General features: G+C 44.1%; 16 protein-coding genes. 6 read left to right on the top strand and 10 right to left on the bottom strand.

From position 1 onward, the window contains the following. Nucleotides 1–4 precede the first annotated feature (4 nt). Complete coding sequence (locus ACYVGZ_RS07915) at nt 5–2,392, bottom strand: methyl-accepting chemotaxis protein (protein WP_460753639.1); 2,388 nt, start codon at nt 2,390–2,392, stop codon at nt 5–7. 226 nt (nt 2,393–2,618) lie between these two features. Continuing rightward, nucleotides 2,619–3,101 (bottom strand): GNAT family N-acetyltransferase, encoded by a 483-nt coding sequence (locus tag ACYVGZ_RS07910; protein WP_460753636.1) that lies wholly within the window; start codon nt 3,099–3,101, stop codon nt 2,619–2,621. Between the two features lie 90 nt (nt 3,102–3,191). Between ACYVGZ_RS07910 and ACYVGZ_RS07905 the strand changes: the two genes are divergently transcribed. Beyond that, the gene (locus tag ACYVGZ_RS07905) at nt 3,192–3,719 is read left to right on the top strand and encodes a DUF6882 domain-containing protein (RefSeq protein ID WP_460753633.1); all 528 of its coding nucleotides are present in this window, start codon (nt 3,192–3,194) and stop codon (nt 3,717–3,719) included. Nucleotides 3,720–3,769: 50 nt separating this feature from the next. On the opposite strand, the gene ACYVGZ_RS07900 is transcribed toward ACYVGZ_RS07905, so the two are convergent. Beyond that, nucleotides 3,770–5,095 carry a DUF3422 family protein gene (locus tag ACYVGZ_RS07900; protein WP_460753629.1) on the bottom strand — a complete coding sequence of 442 codons (1,326 nt, stop codon included), beginning with the start codon at nt 5,093–5,095 and terminating at the stop codon, nt 3,770–3,772. Nucleotides 5,096–5,250: 155 nt separating this feature from the next. Between ACYVGZ_RS07900 and ACYVGZ_RS07895 the strand changes: the two genes are divergently transcribed. Further along, nucleotides 5,251–5,811: a hypothetical protein gene (locus ACYVGZ_RS07895; RefSeq protein WP_460753626.1), complete on the top strand. Its 561-nt coding sequence runs from the start codon at nt 5,251–5,253 to the stop codon at nt 5,809–5,811. Between the two features lie 13 nt (nt 5,812–5,824). Here the strand turns inward: ACYVGZ_RS07895 and ACYVGZ_RS07890 are convergent, their stop codons facing one another. Next, the gene (locus tag ACYVGZ_RS07890; RefSeq protein ID WP_460753623.1) at nt 5,825–6,358 is read right to left on the bottom strand and encodes a lipocalin family protein; all 534 of its coding nucleotides are present in this window, start codon (nt 6,356–6,358) and stop codon (nt 5,825–5,827) included. Nucleotides 6,359–6,487: 129 nt separating this feature from the next. Here ACYVGZ_RS07890 and ACYVGZ_RS07885 point away from each other — a divergent pair, with 129 nt between their 5' ends. Next, nucleotides 6,488–7,963 (top strand): glycosyl hydrolase family 79 N-terminal domain-containing protein, encoded by a 1,476-nt coding sequence (locus ACYVGZ_RS07885; protein ID WP_460753621.1) that lies wholly within the window; start codon nt 6,488–6,490, stop codon nt 7,961–7,963. Between the two features lie 2 nt (nt 7,964–7,965). On the opposite strand, the gene ACYVGZ_RS07880 is transcribed toward ACYVGZ_RS07885, so the two are convergent. The 4 genes from ACYVGZ_RS07880 to katG all read right to left on the bottom strand — a co-directional run bounded on the left by ACYVGZ_RS07880 (nt 7,966) and on the right by katG (nt 12,111). After that, on the bottom strand, nt 7,966–8,898 hold the full coding sequence (locus ACYVGZ_RS07880) for a DMT family transporter (protein ID WP_460753618.1): 933 nt from the start codon (nt 8,896–8,898) through the stop codon (nt 7,966–7,968). A gap of 50 nt (nt 8,899–8,948) precedes the next feature. Then, nucleotides 8,949–9,332 carry an MAPEG family protein gene (locus ACYVGZ_RS07875; protein WP_460753615.1) on the bottom strand — a complete coding sequence of 128 codons (384 nt, stop codon included), beginning with the start codon at nt 9,330–9,332 and terminating at the stop codon, nt 8,949–8,951. Between the two features lie 68 nt (nt 9,333–9,400). Then, nucleotides 9,401–9,736: a cupin domain-containing protein gene (locus ACYVGZ_RS07870; RefSeq protein WP_460753613.1), complete on the bottom strand. Its 336-nt coding sequence runs from the start codon at nt 9,734–9,736 to the stop codon at nt 9,401–9,403. 164 nt (nt 9,737–9,900) lie between these two features. Then, complete coding sequence (katG, locus tag ACYVGZ_RS07865; RefSeq protein ID WP_460753610.1) at nt 9,901–12,111, bottom strand: catalase/peroxidase HPI; 2,211 nt, start codon at nt 12,109–12,111, stop codon at nt 9,901–9,903. A 372-nt stretch (nt 12,112–12,483) separates the two neighbouring features. Here katG and codB point away from each other — a divergent pair, with 372 nt between their 5' ends. Genes codB through codA form a run of 3 tightly spaced genes read left to right on the top strand, consistent with a single transcriptional unit; the run spans nt 12,484 to nt 16,239 of the window. After that, nucleotides 12,484–13,737 (top strand): cytosine permease, encoded by a 1,254-nt coding sequence (gene codB, locus ACYVGZ_RS07860; protein WP_460753608.1) that lies wholly within the window; start codon nt 12,484–12,486, stop codon nt 13,735–13,737. Then, on the top strand, nt 13,737–14,978 hold the full coding sequence (locus tag ACYVGZ_RS07855) for a PucR family transcriptional regulator (protein ID WP_460753605.1): 1,242 nt from the start codon (nt 13,737–13,739) through the stop codon (nt 14,976–14,978). The genes codB and ACYVGZ_RS07855 overlap by 1 nt, the downstream gene beginning before the upstream one ends. A gap of 7 nt (nt 14,979–14,985) precedes the next feature. Further along, a complete protein-coding gene (codA, locus tag ACYVGZ_RS07850; protein ID WP_460753602.1) occupies nt 14,986–16,239 on the top strand; it encodes a cytosine deaminase in 1,254 nt (417 codons plus the stop codon). 86 nt (nt 16,240–16,325) lie between these two features. Here codA and fadA read toward each other — a convergent pair whose 3' ends face one another. After that, complete coding sequence (gene fadA / locus ACYVGZ_RS07845) at nt 16,326–17,501, bottom strand: acetyl-CoA C-acyltransferase FadA (protein ID WP_460753599.1); 1,176 nt, start codon at nt 17,499–17,501, stop codon at nt 16,326–16,328. A gap of 24 nt (nt 17,502–17,525) precedes the next feature. Continuing rightward, nucleotides 17,526–19,676, bottom strand: a complete 2,151-nt coding sequence (gene fadB / locus ACYVGZ_RS07840) for a fatty acid oxidation complex subunit alpha FadB (protein WP_460753596.1) — start codon at nt 19,674–19,676, stop codon at nt 17,526–17,528. Nucleotides 19,677–19,694: the final 18 nt, after the last annotated feature.

The raw sequence follows: 19,694 nt of genomic DNA, 5'->3' as shown, positions 1-19,694 counted from the left end.
GTAGTTAGTCATTTTCAGCTTTTGAGCCATCATCGCGCAGTGAGCTTCTGCGTACGGCTGATAAATTATTGTCAGTTATGTTAAAGCGATTGATATGCTCCATAACATGGCCAGCAAGTTTTACTACATCAGTCCCGACAGAAGATGAAAGCTGCGTTTGCTCGTTAATATATATAAAACTATCTCGCATTAAATCATAATGAGTTGTTACTTCATCAAAATTACTTTTCTGGCCTTGAATGGCCATACCGATTTGATCGACTTTTTCAGACATAACTCTCATAGACTCAATCACTTCAGACAGTGACTGAGTCGCTTTATCGGTAAATTGCATTGATTGATCCGCGTTGGCTTTGCTAATTTCCATGCGTCTAACCACCTCTTGGGTGCCTTTTTGAATCGCCCCCACCATGTCAGCCACTTCATCCGTTGATTGTCTGGTTTTAGAGGCTAAAGTACGTACTTCATCGGCGACAACCGCAAACCCTCGCCCAGCTTCTCCAGCTCGCGCAGCTTCAATTGCCGCATTCAGCGCCAGTAAATTGGTTTGTTCAGAGATCCCATTTATTACATCAATAACACCCGAAATACGATCTGTATCTGCTTTTAACTGAGACAGTGCTTCGACCGCCAAAGTGATTTCAGAGGATAACTCTCCCATGCCAACAGAAACGTCTTTCACGACTGCGTCACTGGTACGAACTCGGCTATTACCTAAGGCTGTAGATTCACCAATTTGCTTTAATTCTTTCTCAACTAATAAGGTGGACTCGTTCGTTTCTTGCAAACACAGATTCACTTTTTCAGCCTGTTGTTTTTGTTGATCAGTTGCCTTTCCTAAGGATTGATTGACATCAGATAAATCATCAGAAATGGGCTTCAAACGAATAACCGAGCCTAAAACCGACGCAAAAGTCCCATCGATATGACCAATAAAACTATTAATTCCTTTTGCTAGCTTAGACAGTTCATCCTCACCCTTAACAGGAAGACGTTGAGTTAGATCACCTTCGCCCTCTGCAATGTCCTTCATCAAAGACACCATTTCATCAATGGGCTTCACAATGATTTTCGCTAATAACCAACCTAATAGCGCTCCCACAAACAGAGCGATTAAAGATACCAGTATGAGGTTGTGGTAGATGGTCGTACGTAATTCACTAACTGACGATAAAGCCTCACTTTCATTCATTTCACTTAATAAGGCCCAATTCACACCTTGGATTGACAAAGGCTGATAGGCACTGAGTACGACTTCTCCCAAATGATTCACTGTTTCTACAAAGCCATATTCACCTTTTACGGCTTGCTGGACCGATTCAGAGTCTACTTTTAAAAGGTCGATCGTTGTTTGTTGACTGGAGATTTTGTTCAGAGTTTGAGTGTCTATGTTTGTCTTTTTCAACGACTCAAGAAAAGCCTCAGGCTGCTCTATCAATAACCTGTCGTTACTTCTCATCACTTGGTCTTGCCCTACTAGGTAGGTTTGCCCTGTTTCGCCAAGTCCACTTTCTTGCCACTTATTATGATGGGTAATCACGCCATCAATGCGATCAATTGGCATTTGAAAAATCAACACAGTAATTAATTGATTAGCTCGATATACGCCAGTCGAAATAAAAGAAGCCGCGGTATTATACGATGGTGTATAAGGTTTAAAATCTGTGAGATAAGTTTCACCTTTACTGCCCTGCTGAGCAGCACGAAAAGCCTCTGATATACCTGTATTTTGATAAGGGCCGGACAATAACGAGGTGGCAAAATCCAACTCTTTGAAAACACTGTAAATGATATGCCCTGTTTTGGCATCCGCTAAGAATACGTCATAGAAACCAAAATTTTGCTGAAAGGTACGAAACATCTCGTGGTATTGATTATGAAGCTGGTCGTACTCGCTACCATCATCGGTTAAATAAAGGCTATCTTTTTCACCTAACGGCGCTGGATTATCTGATATGTACTTTTTTTGTAGGCTCTTCGCAATTGGGCTCAGTTCATCAAATAAATGCGTAGGGTTACTCGATTGACCATTATTTAAATTCTGATATTTGCTTTCAAAATCACTGAGATAATAATCTTGCAACCCTGTGTAATCTGCAGAGCTGTTTGACGAATATTGATTAAACGCCTTAGAGAATTCTTCAGAAGCGTCTAATACAGCATTGTTTTCCGCCATGCTTTTGACTTGATTATTAATAAAAGAAAAATATGTCTCAATCGAGTCAGCTGTTAGCTCTCGTGCCATGACCAGCTGATTTTTTGCACTGAGTCGTAAGGCTTCCGAGCCCTTGTTTAAGGCATTGTCACTCAATATCAAGCCAACAATAATGGTCGGGATAACCGCCAGAAACGTACCCATTAGTACTAAGCGCATTTTAATTGATAGAGACATAGTTGCTCCCTTAATCTAGCAGTAGTGACCAAAGTTTAATTGCACTATTCATTGGATTTAATTATTCAAAACGCTCTGAAATCCATTTATTTAAAGCTAGTGAAACGGAAAAAACACATCTATTCAAGTTAATGTAACAATTTACACCATTATGAAACGAACTGTTACTTAAGGGAGGTGCGAACAAGTCCACACGCTGAGGCCAGTAGACTTGTTCGTACCTTCCTTAAGTGTCAATATTTAGCTTCATTTCCAGTAAATTAAACTCAAAGCCTAATTTTTCATAAGCCCGAATAGCGCTATCGTTACCTGCATACACATCTAAATAAAAGTCTAGGACACCCTGTGCTTTACCCCACTGAATAAGCTGTGCAATCAATTTTTTGTTCACTCCCATACCACGCAATAAAGGATCCACATACATAAACCCTAAATACCCATGTTGGTTATGACTTAGGGATTGCTTGGAACTGCGGATTTGCACATAACCTGTAGCCACTATTTTTTGGTCTAACTCGGCCACCAGTAACAGACTTTTATCATCCTGTAGCAAAGCGTCTAGGTCATAATACTTAGCTCCTTCATGTTTAATCGCACTATTAAAAGGTCGCTCTGCTTCCACTACCGCTTGCTCTAACTCTAATAAGCAAGTTATGTCTGAAGTATCCGCTACCCTATACTTTATGTTCTGCAATTGTTTTATTTCCATTCGTAAGTAGTCACCTCATGGTTGGTAAACTTTGAAGCCGCCAGCACTCGACTAAACTTGTATCCTAAGAACCTTGCCGATAGAATTTGTATGACTAAAACAAAACTGGCTGACTCCATGAACAACTTATACTCTCTTCTCAAAAAAGCTTTCGGTTCTTCTAAAAACGCTCAGTGGAAGCAGTTTGTCGTACACTCACATGATTACCTTTCAAATAGACAGGATAAACTGATTAAAGAGTTTAACATTGGAGAATACCAACGTTATGACTGGGATCAAGAAAACGCTACTTTAACCTTCTCGGACGAACAAGAAACCAAAGTCATTGCGAAGGTGCAATTTGTGGGGGCACTATCAAGCCAGACCAAAACTTGGTTGTGGTCGTGGGCTAACGACACCATTCTGCAAAAAGCGAAAAGTAAAATGCATAAGGTCAAACTGTATGGTGAAGAGCACAACTTCAAGCCCTTAATAAAAAGCAAATGGTTCGGTAGCGAGCCCGATGGCTGGGATATGACCTCAGTGAGCGCTTTTATTTTGAAAGCAAAAGGGGCCTATAGAATACCCGCCGAGAACGGATTCACCTACCTAGTCATCACAGACATCAAATGGGCATAAAACCTGCTGCAAGCTCGCACTTTTAGCCATTAATGCTTATAGCGAACGAGTTAGTGGTCTTGCTTCTTTGCAAGTAACAAGAAGCGCTTATGAATCCGCCTTGTGGCAAACCATACACCAAACACTACAATTGGCACTGATACGCCAACAGCCAAGCTTTTATCGAACTCAAGGCCTTTGTCGTAAGCAGCTTCAATTAAAAACTTCAATAAGCCAACGCTGTAATAACTGATGGCCGCAACTGACAAGCCTTCTACTGTATGTTGCATTGCCAGTTGAATTTTTGAACGCCTATCCATTGATGCCAAAAGGTGCTGATTTTGTGACTGAATCCGCATTTCAATGCGAGTTCGCATCATATCGGACACTCTGTCTATTCTTCTAGATAGGTTCTCTAAATGCGCTTCAGTTGCATGACAGGTACTAATAGCAGGATCGAGTCGCCTTGTCATGAACTCGGTAATGGTTAAGTGCCCAGAGACTTCGTCTTCTTTTAACTCAATTAATCGCTTTAACACAAGTTCATGATAAGCTCTTGAGGCACTGAAACGATAAGTTGTCTTCGCTCTCGCTGCTTCAACCCAAGCAGCCATATTAATGAGTTCCTCAAGTAAGTCTGAGTCGTTATAGTCGTGGTCGTTATCCGCTAAACTATGGGTCGTATCCGCAAGCCTTTGATCCATTTCGAGCAGTTTACTACTGTATTTTCGTGCTAAAGGCAGAGCGAGCAAACTCATCAGTCGATACGTTTCTATCTCAATAATACGCAACACCATTCGCCCAAGCTGACTGTCACTCATGCGTTTGTTGTAAATAAGAAATCGACCGCAACCATCGCTATGTAATTGGAAACTGGTCCACACTTGTGCGCCACCATTTTGCGGGCGACTGCCCACCAAACGCATTTCTTCAAATTGGGCTTTTGCATGATTTAAATCGGGGTCGGGGGTATTTCTAGCATCTTCAACGGCCAAATGAAACGATGCGATAACTTGACCTGGCATTTTCTCAAGCCAATGAGAAGGAAGTCGAGATAAAGGTGTATTCTCAAATGGCGCAGCCTCCCCTATCTCACCAGAGAAAGTGACCATATAGGTGGTAAACTCAGAGTGTTTGTCACGACGCACTTTAACACCACCAAGTTCGGCTTCAATGCAAATAGCGTCTGCTTGTGGTACAGGCTCATCATAGTGTCGAAACAGCTCGCAGAAGTTATCAAAATCTTGGCGTTTTTGTTTTGGGTCCATCAAAACTGCAAGGTAACTAATTCGCGCGGGACTCGGAATAACCTGAAACGGACGAGAGTGAAGCTCTGCGTATAAATTATCCCTTTGTTGATGAACTTCTAACCCATAAGGCCTTTCTTTACAACTCACTGCCATTTTTCCTTGAATCGTGTATCTCGTTAAGGAGTAACGTTTGCTAGCGATTAATGCACTCTTTCCCTAACGTTTCTTTAGAAGGTAAACTTTGATGCTATTAAATTAACACAAATATGAAGCATTACCTACGCTCAGGAGAGAACATCGCCATGCTCATTATCACCAAAACACATCGCTTCATTTGGATAATTAGCTTTTGTGGTCTCTCTTTTTCCACTTACTTACAAGCCGATTTAATTCACTTTGGACATCAGTGCCTTGCAGATGAACGACAACTTACAAAGCAGCTTCAACAACTGGAAGAAAAAGAAGCGGTGCAAAGGCAAAAAGACCTTCAATTAGTAAACCAACAGCAAGATCTAAACACCATTAACACTGAAATTGAGGCTTTAGAAATAGATCTAGAAGATTGCCAGCAACAGGGTAATAACGCCCACTGTTACCAGATTAGAGCATCCATTAGCCGCCTCACAGCCCTATCACAAGAGTTAGAACGTGACATTCAGGCTGAGCAAAGCCTAGCCTACGACAGTACAGGAACACCCTTGGATGAATTAACCCGAGAAAAGTTTAACCGCACCATGCAACAGTTCGTGAGTCGGTGCAGAGAGTCAGACCAACACTACGCCTTACTAAATAGCCCCGAGGCGTATTTAGCAGTCTGTATTAATCAAAATGCTAAACAGACCATCACCTGTACCTTTCAATAGCCCAACACGGGCGTTAAGGGTTGGGCCCTAATTGGCTCACCTCTATTAATCGGTCCATTTCAAAGCCAAGCTCAAAAGCCTCATCTAAAATCCTTTTTTGCGCTTTAGTGGGCATGCTAGCGCTACGTGACAATAACCAAAAGAGCTCTTTGTGAGGTCCTGCCATGGTAGCGAATTGTTGATTTTTTTGATCAAGCTCGAACACTAAATAACTGCCGTAAAAAGGCCCCTCAAATTGAATTTTCAAATAACTCTGCCCGTATGACTGAAAAATAAAAGCTCGGCCAAACGCTTCACGCCACACCTGTTCTGCCAACGAATAACCTCTTTTCAGAACCTTAATCATGCCTTTGTCTGTAAGAGCGATTTCAGTAGTGACAGAAACCAGCCCTTCTTCAAACGCTTGATTCTGACGAACTATTTCGTACCAAGTCCCCACAAAAGGCTGCAGGTTAAACTCTATCTTTGGGTCAATTGAGCGGCTACCACAAGCAGATAAAAAAACACTAATAGAGACTATTAGGCATTTCACCACTGATGAATACATTCCTCACCTCTCCTAATGCCGGAAACATCATCCTAATACAAATTTAGGCTAATTGCTTTTTCTCTTTGTTGTTATCTGTCTGTCATATTCTTTTTGCATGCTATGACATATTTGACTGGAAGTTCTTTTGTGTATTTAAACTCATTGAGAAGCCGACTCTATCCAAACAATAGGCTAGTTAACCATAATAAAAAGGTTACCGTACAGCTACGCCATGTGAGCCCAGTTCAGCAAATAGACCGTCATTATTTATCCTTCTCAATCGATATTTCTGTGCTAGCAGGAGGTTATTGGTGGGAAGGCGGAAAAAGTAGTCAACGGGGATTAGGAACTGAACGAGTTGCCCCATTAGACGTCACACAACAAGCACTCAGAAATTATGCTCAAGCACTTTCCCCAGCATATTTACGAGTTGGGGGCTCAGAGGCCGACAAGATCCACTACTTTTTCGATGACGAACCTTCCTGTCATGATGGTACTCTGACCTTAACCCAAAACATGTGGGATGAATTACAACGCTTCTGCCATGACAATCAGCTCAAACTGATTTTTACGTTCAAATACGGTTTATTTCAACGCAGTCAGCAGGGTAAATGGCAAGCCGACCAAGTTCGTCACTTACTCGAATATTGCCTTCAACATAAACAACAAATCCATGTGTGTGAACTTGGCAACGAACTCAATGCATACTGGGCCTTTCATGGCCTAACCGCCCAGCCTTCCGCGCAAAAACTTGCCACTGATTTTGACACATTCATTCGTACGATTAGAGAGCACAGCCCCAACAGCTTAATTGCAGGTCCTGGCAGCGCTTTTTGGCCTAGAATTGGTGAAACCATAAAACCCATTAGTAATTTGTCGGCGCCTTTTCTTGCTAAGCTGAATGAAAAACTTGACCTTGTTACATGGCATTACTATCCATTTCAGAGTAGCCGCTCGCCCATTAGAACACGGTCAGCTAGTATGAAAAATCTATTAACCCCAGCCTCCTTTAAAGATTTTTCTAAATACTCACGTTATTTGGTTAAGCTTAAAGATCAATATCAACCCAAGGCTCAAGTTTGGACGGGAGAAACAGGCTCGGCTCAATGCGGCGGGCAAGAAAAACTCTCAGACCGTTTTGTCTCTTCTTTTTGGTGGGCTGACCAACTAGGACGAGGCGCCTTAACAGGACAAAAAGTCATGGTTAGGCAAAGCCTAGTAGGAGGAGATTATGGGCTAGTCAACCACGCCAGCATGAAACCTAACCCTGACTTTTGGGTCAGTTGGCTTTGGAAAAAGCTCATGGGAGAGCAAGTATACGATGTGAGCAGTAATGACCCTGGAGTACTGGTATATTGCCATAGCGCTAACAAAGAAGGCCGACAAACCCTCTTAATCATCAATATGACACCACAACCTAAACTCATGAACTGCTCACAGTTTGGCGCAAAAAAGCGCCGCTTTGAAATTACGGCAGATCAGCTCACTGCAAAGAAAGTACGTATCAACGGCATTCGGCCCAAGTTCAAAAAGGGCAAAGTAAAGCTCAAAGATTTTCCTAAACTGTCAAAACTAAACTTAGTCAGTCCTTATAGTATTAATTTTTGGTGCTTTAGCATGTGAACCTAAACCGCTTTTATTTTGATTCTAGTCACTAAATAGATGCCTAAGCAGACGAACAAGAGCGCTAATAGATTTTTCCACTCAAGGAAGGACTCACCTAAGAAAATACCAGACAAGACGCTACCGAAAACGGGGATCAGGAAACTAAAAATCGTCACCATGCCCACTGGGTTATGCTTCAAAAGCAAGCTCCAAAGCGTGAAAGCAATAGACGATAAAAGCGCTAGGTATATCAATAAAGGCACTGACGTGACCGTTAATTCGCCCATTTGACCACCTTGTATCGCCCCGTAAAGCCAAAGAATAATACCGCCAATCGTCAACTGCCAGGCGGTCATACACATGGGATCTAAGGTTTGTGACACCGCTTTGCCGTAGATAGAACCTACAGCCAGAATTAATGCGGCAAGGACAATGGCCCCTTCTCCTTTAATGGAAAAGTCTATGGCTAACAAGGAGTGGCTGAAATTCACCATTAAAACTCCAGTAAAACCAAGCAAGCAGCCCACTAATTTTCTTTGAGTCAATTTTTCAGTCTGGTAAAGAAAGTGGGCAATGAACACACTAAAAAAAGTACTTGTCGCACTCATAATAGAGGCTTTCACCCCAGTGGTATTGGCCACTCCAATATAAAAGAATAAATACTGAAGACTGGTCTGCGTTGCACCTAATAGGGTTAACTGCTTAAGATTGTTAACACTCATGGGGATACTTGGCCGTTTAGTCAGGTACACAAAGGCCAATAGAAACACACCTGCCAAGAAAAACCTGACACCTGCAAACACCATGAGTGAGGGAGTATCTTGACTGTCTAGGGATAAAGCCTCATATCCGGCTTTAATTGCAGGAAATGAACTTCCCCACAAGAAAGTGCATAAAATGGCGAGCAATACTAAAACGTATTTACGAGCAAAGAATTCCTGTTGCAATGACAATGAAAACATCCTTATTCAAAATAAAAATAAAAACTGGCTGCTTAACTTTCCTAGAAACTGATTAACAAATACGCCCAAATATTTGCAATAGCAGCCACCACTATCGCCAGCAAGGTCAACTGCATACCTGTTTTTCGAAATCTCAAACCTTCTGTTAAAATACCATGGGCATGGAGTATGCGCCCAACTAATAGCAAACATCCAAGAAGGTGAACCAACCAAATAGCCCCATCATTCCATTCTAGTGAAAACAGCAGTATCAAGCTGATTGGAATGGTTTCCACAGCATTCGAATGAGCACTCCGAGCAGCCAGCAGGTCTTTATGACCGCCATCTCCCAATAGCACTTGATTCTTTAAACGTGCCTTTACGACAACAATAACTAAATAACATAGCCACAAAGCTAATAACGAGGCATAAAGCGCTGAAACCATACCATCACCTTTTTTTTGTTTTAGATCCCTACAATTAAGCGTTCACCATTCTTTTAGAATAGCCTTAGTTAACATTTACCATGAGCTCCCTCACCTCCCTCTGGGCCATAAAAAATGACCCAAGTTGAAAAGTCCTCTGAAAAGTCCACAAACCTATGCACTTGCCCTGCAGGAACAAACAACACTTCTCCCTGTTCAACAGGGTGACACTCTTCCCCATTGACAAAGTGCCCTGTCCCCGAGGCTATTACATAGACTTCATCTCGGCTATGGGGTTTTTGAAGATCTTCTCCAATAGGTTTATACATCTCAATATTAAGTGAGCCATGGCTGAAAACTTCAACAAAAGGAACGGTATTTTCACCCAACTGATCAAGGGCATTCTTTATCGTTAATCTGGACATTTACCTTTCTCCCAGCCTACCTGCACACTAGCGCACCAATTTAATGCACGGCATTCTAAACAAACTTACGACATATAAACAGCCTAATAACAAAGTATCTTCTTACCAACAAAAAAAGGTGCCACCTCGCTACAGGCCGCACCTTTTATCAGAAAAATGGCTTTCTAGTTTAAATCAAAACGATCTAGATTCATGACCTTTGTCCACGCTTTCACAAAGTCTTCAACAAAGCGTTGCTGAGCGTCAGAGCTTGCATAAACCTCAGCAATCGCCCTCAGTTGTGAATTGGAGCCGAAAATCAGATCCGCACGTGTCGCCGTCCATTTCACATCGCCTGTCTTACGGTCTACTCCTTCAAACGCCATTTCCCTTGCGTCGATAGCGCGCCACTGAGTACTCATATCCAGAAGGTTCACAAAAAAGTCATTACTGAGAGTTTGAACCTGACCGGTAAAGACTCCCTGCTGTGAGTTTTCAGTGTTCACACCCAGCACTCTTAAACCACCTAATAAAGCTGTCATTTCTGGCGCTGTTAAAGTGAGTAGCTGAGCCTTATCAATCAATAACTCTTCCGTTGTTGTTGAAAACAAGCCTTTCTGGTAGTTACGAAAGCCATCTGCAATGGGTTCAAGTAGGTCAAAAGACTCAATATCTGTTTGTTCTTGAGTCGCATCACCACGGCCAGGAGTGAAAGGCACTTCGATATTAATCCCAGCAGCTTGAGCAGCTTTTTCAACACCTACCCCACCAGCTAAGACAATCAGATCAGCCATAGAAACCTGAGTTTCCCCCTGACTATTAAAACTGCTTTGAATCGCTTCAAGCGAATTTAACACACTGGCAAGTTGCTCTGGCTGGTTTACCTCCCAATCTTTTTGTGGTGCTAAACGAATGCGAGCACCATTGGCACCGCCACGCATATCCGAACCACGATACGTTGACGCTGATGCCCAAGCGGTTGAAACCAACTGGCTAACGGACAAACCTGAAGCTGCTAATGCCGCTTTAAGATCAGCAATATCAGCTTCTTGTAGTGATGGTCCTTGAGGACTAGGAATCGGGTCTTGCCATACTAATGTTTCTTGAGGCACTAACGGCCCTAAATAGCGAGACAATGGCCCCATGTCACGGTGCGTTAATTTGAACCAAGCACGAGCAAATGCATCAGCGAAGGCTTCTGGATTCTCATAAAACTGCTTCGAAATTGGCCCATAAATTGGATCATCGCGAAGAGCAAGGTCTGAGGTAAACATAATAGGAGCATGACGAATATTCTCATCGTGAGCATCTGGTACACTGTTACTACCTGCGGTTCCTTTCGGAGACCATTGCCAAGCCCCTGCAGGGCTCTTAGTTAATTCCCACTCATAGTCAAATAAGTTGTTAAAAAAGCCATTATCCCAAGCAATTGGGTTCTTAGTCCAAGCGCCTTCTAAGCCACTACTAATGGTATCTTTTCCATTGCCACTCCCTTGAGAGTTGCTCCACCCAAAACCTTGCTCAGTAATTCCAGCCGCTTCTGGGTCTGCTCCCACTTGACTGGCATCGCCCGCACCGTGTGCTTTACCAAAGGTGTGACCACCTGCAATCAAAGCAACGGTTTCTTCGTCGTTCATCCCCATGCGACCAAAGGTATCGCGGATATCACGGGCTGAAGCTAACGTGTCAGGTTTACCATCTGGACCTTCTGGGTTTACGTAGATCAACCCCATTTGTACGGCAGCTAGTGGATCTTCTAAGTCACGGTCGCCACTGTAACGGCTGTTTTCACCGCCACTTTCTTCTAGCCAAGTGCCTTCTTTACCCCAGTAAATATCGTTTTCTGGTTCCCAAACGTCCGCACGGCCACCAGCAAAACCAAACGTTTTAAAGCCCATAGATTCAAGAGCACAGTTGCCCGCAAGAATCATCAAATCCGCCCAAGAAATACTCTGACCGTATTTTTGTTTAATCGGCCATAATAAGCGGCGTGCTTTATCTAAATTCACATTATCAGGCCAGCTATTTAGCGGCGCAAAGCGTTGACTGCCAGACGTCGCCCCACCGCGGCCATCTGCAGAACGATAGGTTCCCGCACTGTGCCATGCCATTCGAATCATGAAGGGACCATAGTGTCCGTAATCGGCAGGCCACCATTCTTGTGAGTCAGTCATTAATTCCACTAAATCTTTTCTGACCGCCTCAAGGTCAAGACGATTAAAGGCTTCTTTATAGTCAAACGTCTTGCCAAGAGGATTTGATTTCTCTGAATGCTGGTGCAAAATGCTCAAATCTAACTGATTTGGCCACCAATCTTTGTTTGTTCTACCTCGGCCAGCTGACTGATTATTACCTGCACTGCCATGATTAAAAGGACACTTACTTTCGCTAGACATATCATTCTCCTGCTTATGTAACATTATTAAATTTGTATCCATAGTTATAACCTCTGAATATCAACACTTCTAATAAATTTATCCTAACAAGATGATAGTCAACTCGCCCCTCCACAGTGCAAAGCAAAACTATTACTCCTCCAGTTGCTCAGTTATCTCCTTATCATAGCCATTTCCAAAAACAAACATAGACGAGAGATTCACGGCTATTCACCTAGTGAAGCCATTACTTTGTATAGTTTGCATAAGGTTTTGCTGGAATGTTTGTACATCTGGCTACAAAGACTTTTGTTAGTCCACAAGACAAGGATTTGGTTCATTAGTTGCAAGAGGTTTAGGGTATCTTTTACCTAATCTGCGAAGGAAAAAATAATGAAGCCATCAGACTTTCCATTAAGTGAAGTTCCAAAAAGCGAGCGCCAAGGCTTACTGCCTATGGCGGTCATCCTATTAGGTTTTACCTTTTTTACCGCCACCATGTGGGCAGGTGGAACATTGGGCAAAGCCTTTTCGTTTAGCGAATTATTGATGGTGATCTTAGTCGGTAATTTACTATTAGGCGTCTACGCTGCAGCACTGGCCTACATTGCCTTTAAAAGTGGTTTAAACAGTGTTTTGATGGCGCGCTTTAGCTTTGGAGAGTTAGGCAGTAAGTTATCCGATTTTATTTTAGGCTTCACCCAAATTGGCTGGTATGCCTGGGGAACAGCCACTTTAGCCATTGTATTGGTTAAAGTCACTGGGATCAGTGAAGCTTGGCAGACGCCACTCATGATCTTATTTGGCTTCGCCTTTTGTATCAGTGCGGTAATTGGTGTGCGCGGTATCGATATTATTTCCCGAGTGGCCGTACCCAGTATGCTTATTTTCATTCTGATCAGCCTGTTTACAGGCTTGGTAGACATTGGCGGTATTGGAGAGCTACTTAATTTAGAGCCAAGTGAAAGCATGAGCTTTGCCAGTGCCATCACCATCATTATTGGTACTTTTGTTAGTGGCGCGACGCAAGCCACCAACTGGAGCCGTTTCGCCAGCAGTGGCAAGATTGCCGTATGGGCCACTATGGCGGCGTTTTTTATTGGTAACGGCTTAATGGTTCTCACTGGTGCCCTAGGCACTTTGATTTACCAACAAGCGGACATTGTTGATGTTATGCTCGCTCAAGGTTTTATGGTATTGGCGGTGTTAATGTTGTTCATGAACATCTGGACCACCCAAGACAACACCATTTACAACTTTTCAGCCGCAGGTTGTAACCTACTACGCACCGACAAACGCCGCTTGATTACACTTATCGGCGCGCTGATCGGTACCGTAATGGCCATCTTTGGCATGTATAATTTCTTGATCCCATTCTTAATCTTGCTGGGCACATTTATCCCGCCCATTGGTGGTGTGATCATGGCAGACTTTTGGGTCAAGCATAAAGGCCAATACCCAAGCTTGAGCACAGCACAAATTCCAGCCTTTAATTGGCTAGGACTAGCTTCCTACATATTAGCGTCAGGGGCGGCTTATTTCTCGCCTGTGATGCCGCCTATTGTCGGAGTCGTCGTCGCTTTTGCTTGCTACAGCCTGTTAACATCAAAATTCTCAACCAACACAAAAGCGGTGCTTAATAATTAATGACCATTTGTTGTGCAGATATACCTCGCCTACCCGGCTTGGAGAACATTACCTTTAGAGCCGGATTGCAAGGAGGTCAGCGTATTGTGCGCTGGCCTTACGTGGCAGAAAACGACACCATCCAACCTTGGGTGAGCGGTGGCGAGCTGGTGTTTGTCACCGGAATTAACCATAAAAGAAGTGAAGCAAACCTTTGCCAACTGGTCCGAGAAGCCATAGACAGCCATGTTGCTGGTCTGGTGATCCTTACCGGCCCTGAGTTCATTCGCAAGATTCCCAAACAAGTGATCACTCTGGCGAACCAACACAATTTGCCGATTTTAGAGCAACCTTATGATTTGAAAATGGTCTTGGTGACAGAGATCATCAGTAATGCCATTGTGCAAGATAACTTATTAGGTAAATCGGTACGCTTGTTCTTAACCAAGCTGATTAATGGCCAAGCCCAAGCGCCAGAGCTCATTCATTTACGGGCAGGAGAGCTTGGTATTCGTGACTCCCGCGCCTTTTCTACTTTAGCCATTCGTTTACGCGACACACCTACCGCAGACAGTGACCCGCAAGCTCTATTGAAGGCACGACAGGCCCTTGAGCAACAAATCAGTGAATTGCTGAAACGCCGAGGCATTGATTGGCCCGTATTGAATTATCAGCAAGATTTCCTTGCTATTTGGCCCGTTGAGGATGATCAAACCACGGACCTTTACCATGAAGTTGAACGCGTGCTGGGCCTTCTGCAAAAAAGTTTTAGCCATGTAGATGTTTGTATGGGCGTCAGTGATTTACAGCATGATTTAAACACCCTATCTGTTGCCACCGACCAAGCTCGGCAGGCTTTGCAATTTGCGGTAAAGCATCAACACAAAACCTTGTTTTTCTATGAGCAACTGGGTATTGCTAAACTCTTTGCCGCGGTGCCTCAAAGAAACCTACTCGCAGATTTTTGTAAGCAATACCTAGGAAAGTTATGTTTTGAAAAAGACCCAGCCACCTTGGAAATGAAAGCTACACTGAACCATTACTTTAACCATTTTGGTCATCAGCAGCAGACCGCCGATGCCATGGGCATTCACCGTAATACGTTAAGTTACCGCCTTAATAAAATTGAACAACGGCTTGGTTATTCTCTACAAGACCCTTTTTTACGTCTAAACCTACAGAACGCTCTATTAATAGAACAAGTCCTTTTCCATCACCATAGTATTGATGAGCAGAGCCTAGCGACCGATTATTCTAAGTGAGATTTTTATGCAAATTATTAACGCCCGTTTACGCCACTCCAATGATCTTCACACCCTAACCATTAAAGAGGGAAAGTTTCATAGTATTGAACCTCAAGCCGAAGCGCTGCCAGAACAAAACGACCAAATCAATGCTCACGGCAATTTAGCCTGCGCCCCTTTTGTGGAGCCCCATATTCACCTTGATGCTGCACTGACCGCTGGTGAGCCTGAGTGGAACCAGAGTGGCACCTTGTTTGAAGGTATAGAAAGATGGCGTCAACGTAAGCCTATGCTTAACGAAGCAGACATTCGTAAACGCGCCCTCTCCACCATAGAGCTGTTGGTACAAAACGGCGTACAAGCCATTCGAACTCATGCCGACACGACCGACCCGTCATTGATTGGCATTCGTACCTTATGTGCCCTACGAGACGAGCTTAAAGATAAGATCGATCTGCAAGTAGTGGCTTTCCCGCAAGATGGTATGCTCTCTTACCCAAATGGCTTGGCACTGATGGAAGAGTCCTTGCAAATAGGCGCCGATGTAGTCGGCGGTATCCCACACTTTGAATACACCCGCGAGCTGGGGGAAAAGTCGGTAAAAACCTTGTTAGAGCTGGCTAGAAAATACGATTGTTTGGTAGATGTGCATTGTGATGAGATCGATGATCCGAATTCGCGTTTTTTAGAGTTTCTCGCGTGTGAGGCGCTGTTTCACGATATGGGGCCAAGAGTCACCGCCAGCCATACCACCGCCATGCACTCTTACGACAATGCCTATTGTTCTAAACTGTTTCGCCTGTTGAAGAACTCTAAAATTAACTTTATTTCCTGCCCAACGGAAAGCATTCACTTGCAAGGCCGTTTTGATACATACCCGAAACGCCGCGGTGTTACCCGAGTAAAAGAGCTGCGCGAAGCCAACATTAATGTCTGTTTGGGGCAAGACTCTATTTTTGACCCTTGGTACTCCTTGGGCAATGGCAAGCTGTTGCGCACCTTAGATTACGCGATGCACATCTGCCAGATGATGGGTTACCAAGACTATGCTCGTGCTCTGGATATGATCACAGATAACAGCGCCAAAACCATGTGTTTAGAAGGCTATGGGATTGAGGTGGGTAACCCTGCCAACTTTATTATTTTAGAAGGCTTTGATGACTACAGTGTGTTACGAAAGCAAGGGGAAGTCTTGCTGTCGGTTCGCAAGGGGGAAATCATTGTTGAGCGCCTGCCAGCTAAAATTCTTAGCCAGCCTTGGGTGAGCAACAGCCTCTAAACATGATAAAGCTCATAAAAAACCCCATGTTCAACTTCTGTGAACATGGGGTTTTGTTGTTATACCAGCGGGTTATCACTTACTCATTAGATACGCTCAAACACGGTAGCGATACCTTGTCCCATACCAATACACATGGTAGCAAGACCCAAGGTTGCATCTTTCTCACGCATTACATTAAGCAAGGTGGTGGAAATACGCGTACCAGAACAGCCTAATGGATGACCAAGGGCAATGGCGCCACCGTTTAGGTTGACCTTTTGATCCACCACATCTAATAAGCCAAGGTCTTTCAGAACCGGAATGGATTGGGCGGCAAAGGCTTCGTTTAACTCGGCAATTTCAATATCGGCAATGGTCAAACCAGCACGTTTCAGTGCTTTTTTCGATGCTGGCACTGGGCCGTAACCCATAATCGCAGGGTCACAACCGGCCACGCCCATACTGCGCACTCGAGCGATTGGCGTTAAGCCAAGATCCTGCGCTTTTTGAGCCGACATCATCAACATGGCCGATGCACCGTCCGACAAAGCAGAAGAGGTGCCCGCGGTTACTGTACCTACTTTTGGCATAAACACTGGTTTAAGCCCAGCTAGAGACTCCATAGACGTTTCTGGTCGAATCACTTCGTCCACTTCCACTAAGACTTTGTTGCCCTCGGCATCATGGCCTTCTAGGGATACGATTTCATTAGCGAAACGGCCTTCTACTGTGGCTTCGTGAGCTAATCTGTGAGAACGTACGGCAAATTCATCTTGAGCTTCACGACTGATACCGTGCATCTTGCCAAGCATTTCAGCGGTGACTCCCATCATCATAGAAGCCTTTGCCATGTGTTTAGACAACGCTGGGTTCACGTCTACCCCGTGCATCATGCTCACATGGCCCATGTGCTCCACACCACCGACGACGAATACATCTCCTTGGCCGGTCATAATCGCCTGAGCCGCGGTATGCAAGGCCGACATAGAAGAACCACATAGGCGGTTAACCGTTTGTGCCGCACTGGTGATCGGTAAGCCACCTAATAACGCTACCGCACGAGCCATGTTAAAGCCCTGTTCAAGGGTTTGGTTGACACACCCCCAAATCAAGTCTTCTACATCATTTGGGTCAACATTTGGGTTACGCTTAAATAAAGCTTTGACCAGTTCAGCGGATAAATTTTCGGCCCGCACATTACGGAATACTCCGTTTTTAGTTTTCCCCATTGGGGAGCGTACTGCATCGATAATGACGACATCGTTTGGATTCAATTTCATGGGATTACTCCTCCTATGGGAAAGTTATACGCCGTAGTAAGTTTGGTTGTTCTCTGCCATTTCACGCATTTTTGCGGTTGGCTCATACAACTTACCAAGATGACTGTATTTATCTGCAAGATCACAAAAGGCTTGCAGTCCCATTTGATCTAGATAGTGCAAAGCACCGCCCAGGTATGGAGGGAAGCCGATACCATAGATGAGTCCCATGTCCGCTTCTGATGCCGATGCCACTATGTTCTCTTCTAAACAGCGAACCGTCTCGATGCACAGTGGAATCATCATACGAGCAATAATATCTTCTTCACTCAGCTCTGTTTGAGTTTTTACAACTGGCGCTAATAACTCATTGATTTCAGGATTAAAGATCTTCTTAGGTTTCCCTTTACGATCCGCCTCATAAGTATAGAAACCTTTGCTGTTTTTCTGGCCGTAACGCTCCAGTTCAAACAGTTTATCTACCGCATTAACACCTTCATGCTGCATACGATCAGGGAAACCTTCTGCCATCACTTGGTCCGCATGGTAGGCCGTATCAATCCCAACAACATCAAGCAGATAAGCAGGCCCCATAGGCCAGCCAAATTTCTCCATGGTTTTATCCACTTGTTGGAAATCGGCCCCTTCTTGCATTAATAGGGAGAAACCTGCGAAGTATGGGAATAACACTCGGTTTACCAAGAAGCCCGGACAGTCATTCACCACGACAGGTGTTTTACCCATAGCTTGAGCGTAAGCAACCGTTTTCGCAATGGCTGCATCGCTGGTTTTTTCACCACGAATCACTTCCACTAACGGCATACGATGCACAGGGTTAAAGAAGTGCATACCACAGAAGTTCTCTGGACGTTTAAGGTCTTTAGCAAGCTCAGTAATGGAGATAGTAGAAGTGTTTGACGTTAAAATAGCATCTTCACTAATTTGGCCTTCTACTTCTGCTAACACCGACTTTTTCACTTTTACGTTTTCTACAACGGCTTCAACCACTAGATCTACTGAACCAAACTCGCCATAAGTCAGTACTGGAGTAATGCCATTCATGGCTTTTAAGGCTTTTTCAGCCGTGCTTCGGCCTCGACTTATTTGTCCATTAAAGAGCTTATTGGCTTCACTTAAACCAAGATCAAGGGCTTCTTGGCGAATGTCTTTCATAATGATCGGCGTACCTTTCGATACTGACTGGTAAGCAACACCGCCTCCCATGATACCCGCACCCAGCACTGCTGCTTGTTTTACACTTGGTACACCTTTGGTGAGCTTACCCGCGGTTTTCTTAATCGCTTGATCACTCAGGAATAAGGTCACTAAGGATTTCGCTACTGGCCCTTTGGCTAGCTTTATAAAACCCTTAATTTCTGTTTGCGCGGCTTTTTCCATTGATTGGCCAATGCCTTTTTCAATGGTCTTGATGGCCGCCATTGGCGCTGGATAATGCTTACCCGCTTTCGCACCGACTACACCTCGAACAGATTCAAACACCATCATTTTTTCGATAGGAGAGAATTGCAACGGAGCGCGGTTCTCTTCGCGTCGAGCATGAAAATCTAATTTGCCATCCAACACTTGTTGAATAAGGTGACGGGCTGAATCATTGACTTTATCAACTGGGACAACTGCATCAACAGCCCCGTCTTTAAAGGCATCTGCACTGCGTTTTTGAGCGCCACCACAGATCCACTCACAAGCATTATCTGCACCAATCAGTCTTGGCAATCTGACCGTGCCCCCCCAACCTGGGTAAATACCCAATTGAGTTTCTGGCAGGCCTATCTTGGCGCTGTCAGCCATAACACGGTAATCACAAGCTAAACTCAGCTCCATACCACCACCAAGAGCAATGCCATTAATGGCTGCAACCGTTGGGTATGGAAGATTAGAAATGTCATCAAACAGTTTGTGCACAACGCCTAGCTTATCGGCTAGTTCTTGATCTTCTAACTTAAACCAAGAGATAAACTCAGTGATGTCTGCGCCAACGACAAAAACATCTTTTGCGCTTTGGAAAATCAACCCTTTTACATCATCAGTATGTTTTAACGCCTCAACGGCTTCCCCAAGTTCCGTAAGCGTTAAACTGTTGAATTTGTTTACCGACTCACCGACGAGATCAAGAGTAGCGGTTGCCACACCTACTTCATCAATTGTTACCTTAATGGCTTGCCCTTCAAAGATCATTCTGGCCTCCGCTTGTTT

This window comes from Marinomonas epiphytica, assembly GCF_054780655.1.
Note: the sequence above shows the minus strand (reverse complement) of the source record. Positions and strands in the feature narration are given on the sequence as shown.

Excerpts from the sequence above, each read along its gene's own strand:
- ACYVGZ_RS07915 (WP_460753639.1), bottom strand. The coding sequence starts at position 2,392 with ATGTCTCTATCAATTAAAATGCGCTTAGTACTAATGGGTACGTTTCTG.
- ACYVGZ_RS07910 (WP_460753636.1), bottom strand. The coding sequence starts at position 3,101 with ATGGAAATAAAACAATTGCAGAACATAAAGTATAGGGTAGCGGATACT.
- ACYVGZ_RS07905 (WP_460753633.1), top strand. The coding sequence starts at position 3,192 with ATGACTAAAACAAAACTGGCTGACTCCATGAACAACTTATACTCTCTT.
- ACYVGZ_RS07895 (WP_460753626.1), top strand. The coding sequence starts at position 5,251 with ATGCTCATTATCACCAAAACACATCGCTTCATTTGGATAATTAGCTTT.
- ACYVGZ_RS07890 (WP_460753623.1), bottom strand. The coding sequence starts at position 6,358 with ATGTATTCATCAGTGGTGAAATGCCTAATAGTCTCTATTAGTGTTTTT.
- ACYVGZ_RS07875 (WP_460753615.1), bottom strand. The coding sequence starts at position 9,332 with ATGGTTTCAGCGCTTTATGCCTCGTTATTAGCTTTGTGGCTATGTTAT.
- ACYVGZ_RS07870 (WP_460753613.1), bottom strand. The coding sequence starts at position 9,736 with ATGTCCAGATTAACGATAAAGAATGCCCTTGATCAGTTGGGTGAAAAT.
- katG (WP_460753610.1), bottom strand. The coding sequence starts at position 12,111 with ATGTCTAGCGAAAGTAAGTGTCCTTTTAATCATGGCAGTGCAGGTAAT.
- codB (WP_460753608.1), top strand. The coding sequence starts at position 12,484 with ATGAAGCCATCAGACTTTCCATTAAGTGAAGTTCCAAAAAGCGAGCGC.
- ACYVGZ_RS07855 (WP_460753605.1), top strand. The coding sequence starts at position 13,737 with ATGACCATTTGTTGTGCAGATATACCTCGCCTACCCGGCTTGGAGAAC.
- codA (WP_460753602.1), top strand. The coding sequence starts at position 14,986 with ATGCAAATTATTAACGCCCGTTTACGCCACTCCAATGATCTTCACACC.
- fadA (WP_460753599.1), bottom strand. The coding sequence starts at position 17,501 with ATGAAATTGAATCCAAACGATGTCGTCATTATCGATGCAGTACGCTCC.
- fadB (WP_460753596.1), bottom strand. The coding sequence starts at position 19,676 with ATGATCTTTGAAGGGCAAGCCATTAAGGTAACAATTGATGAAGTAGGT.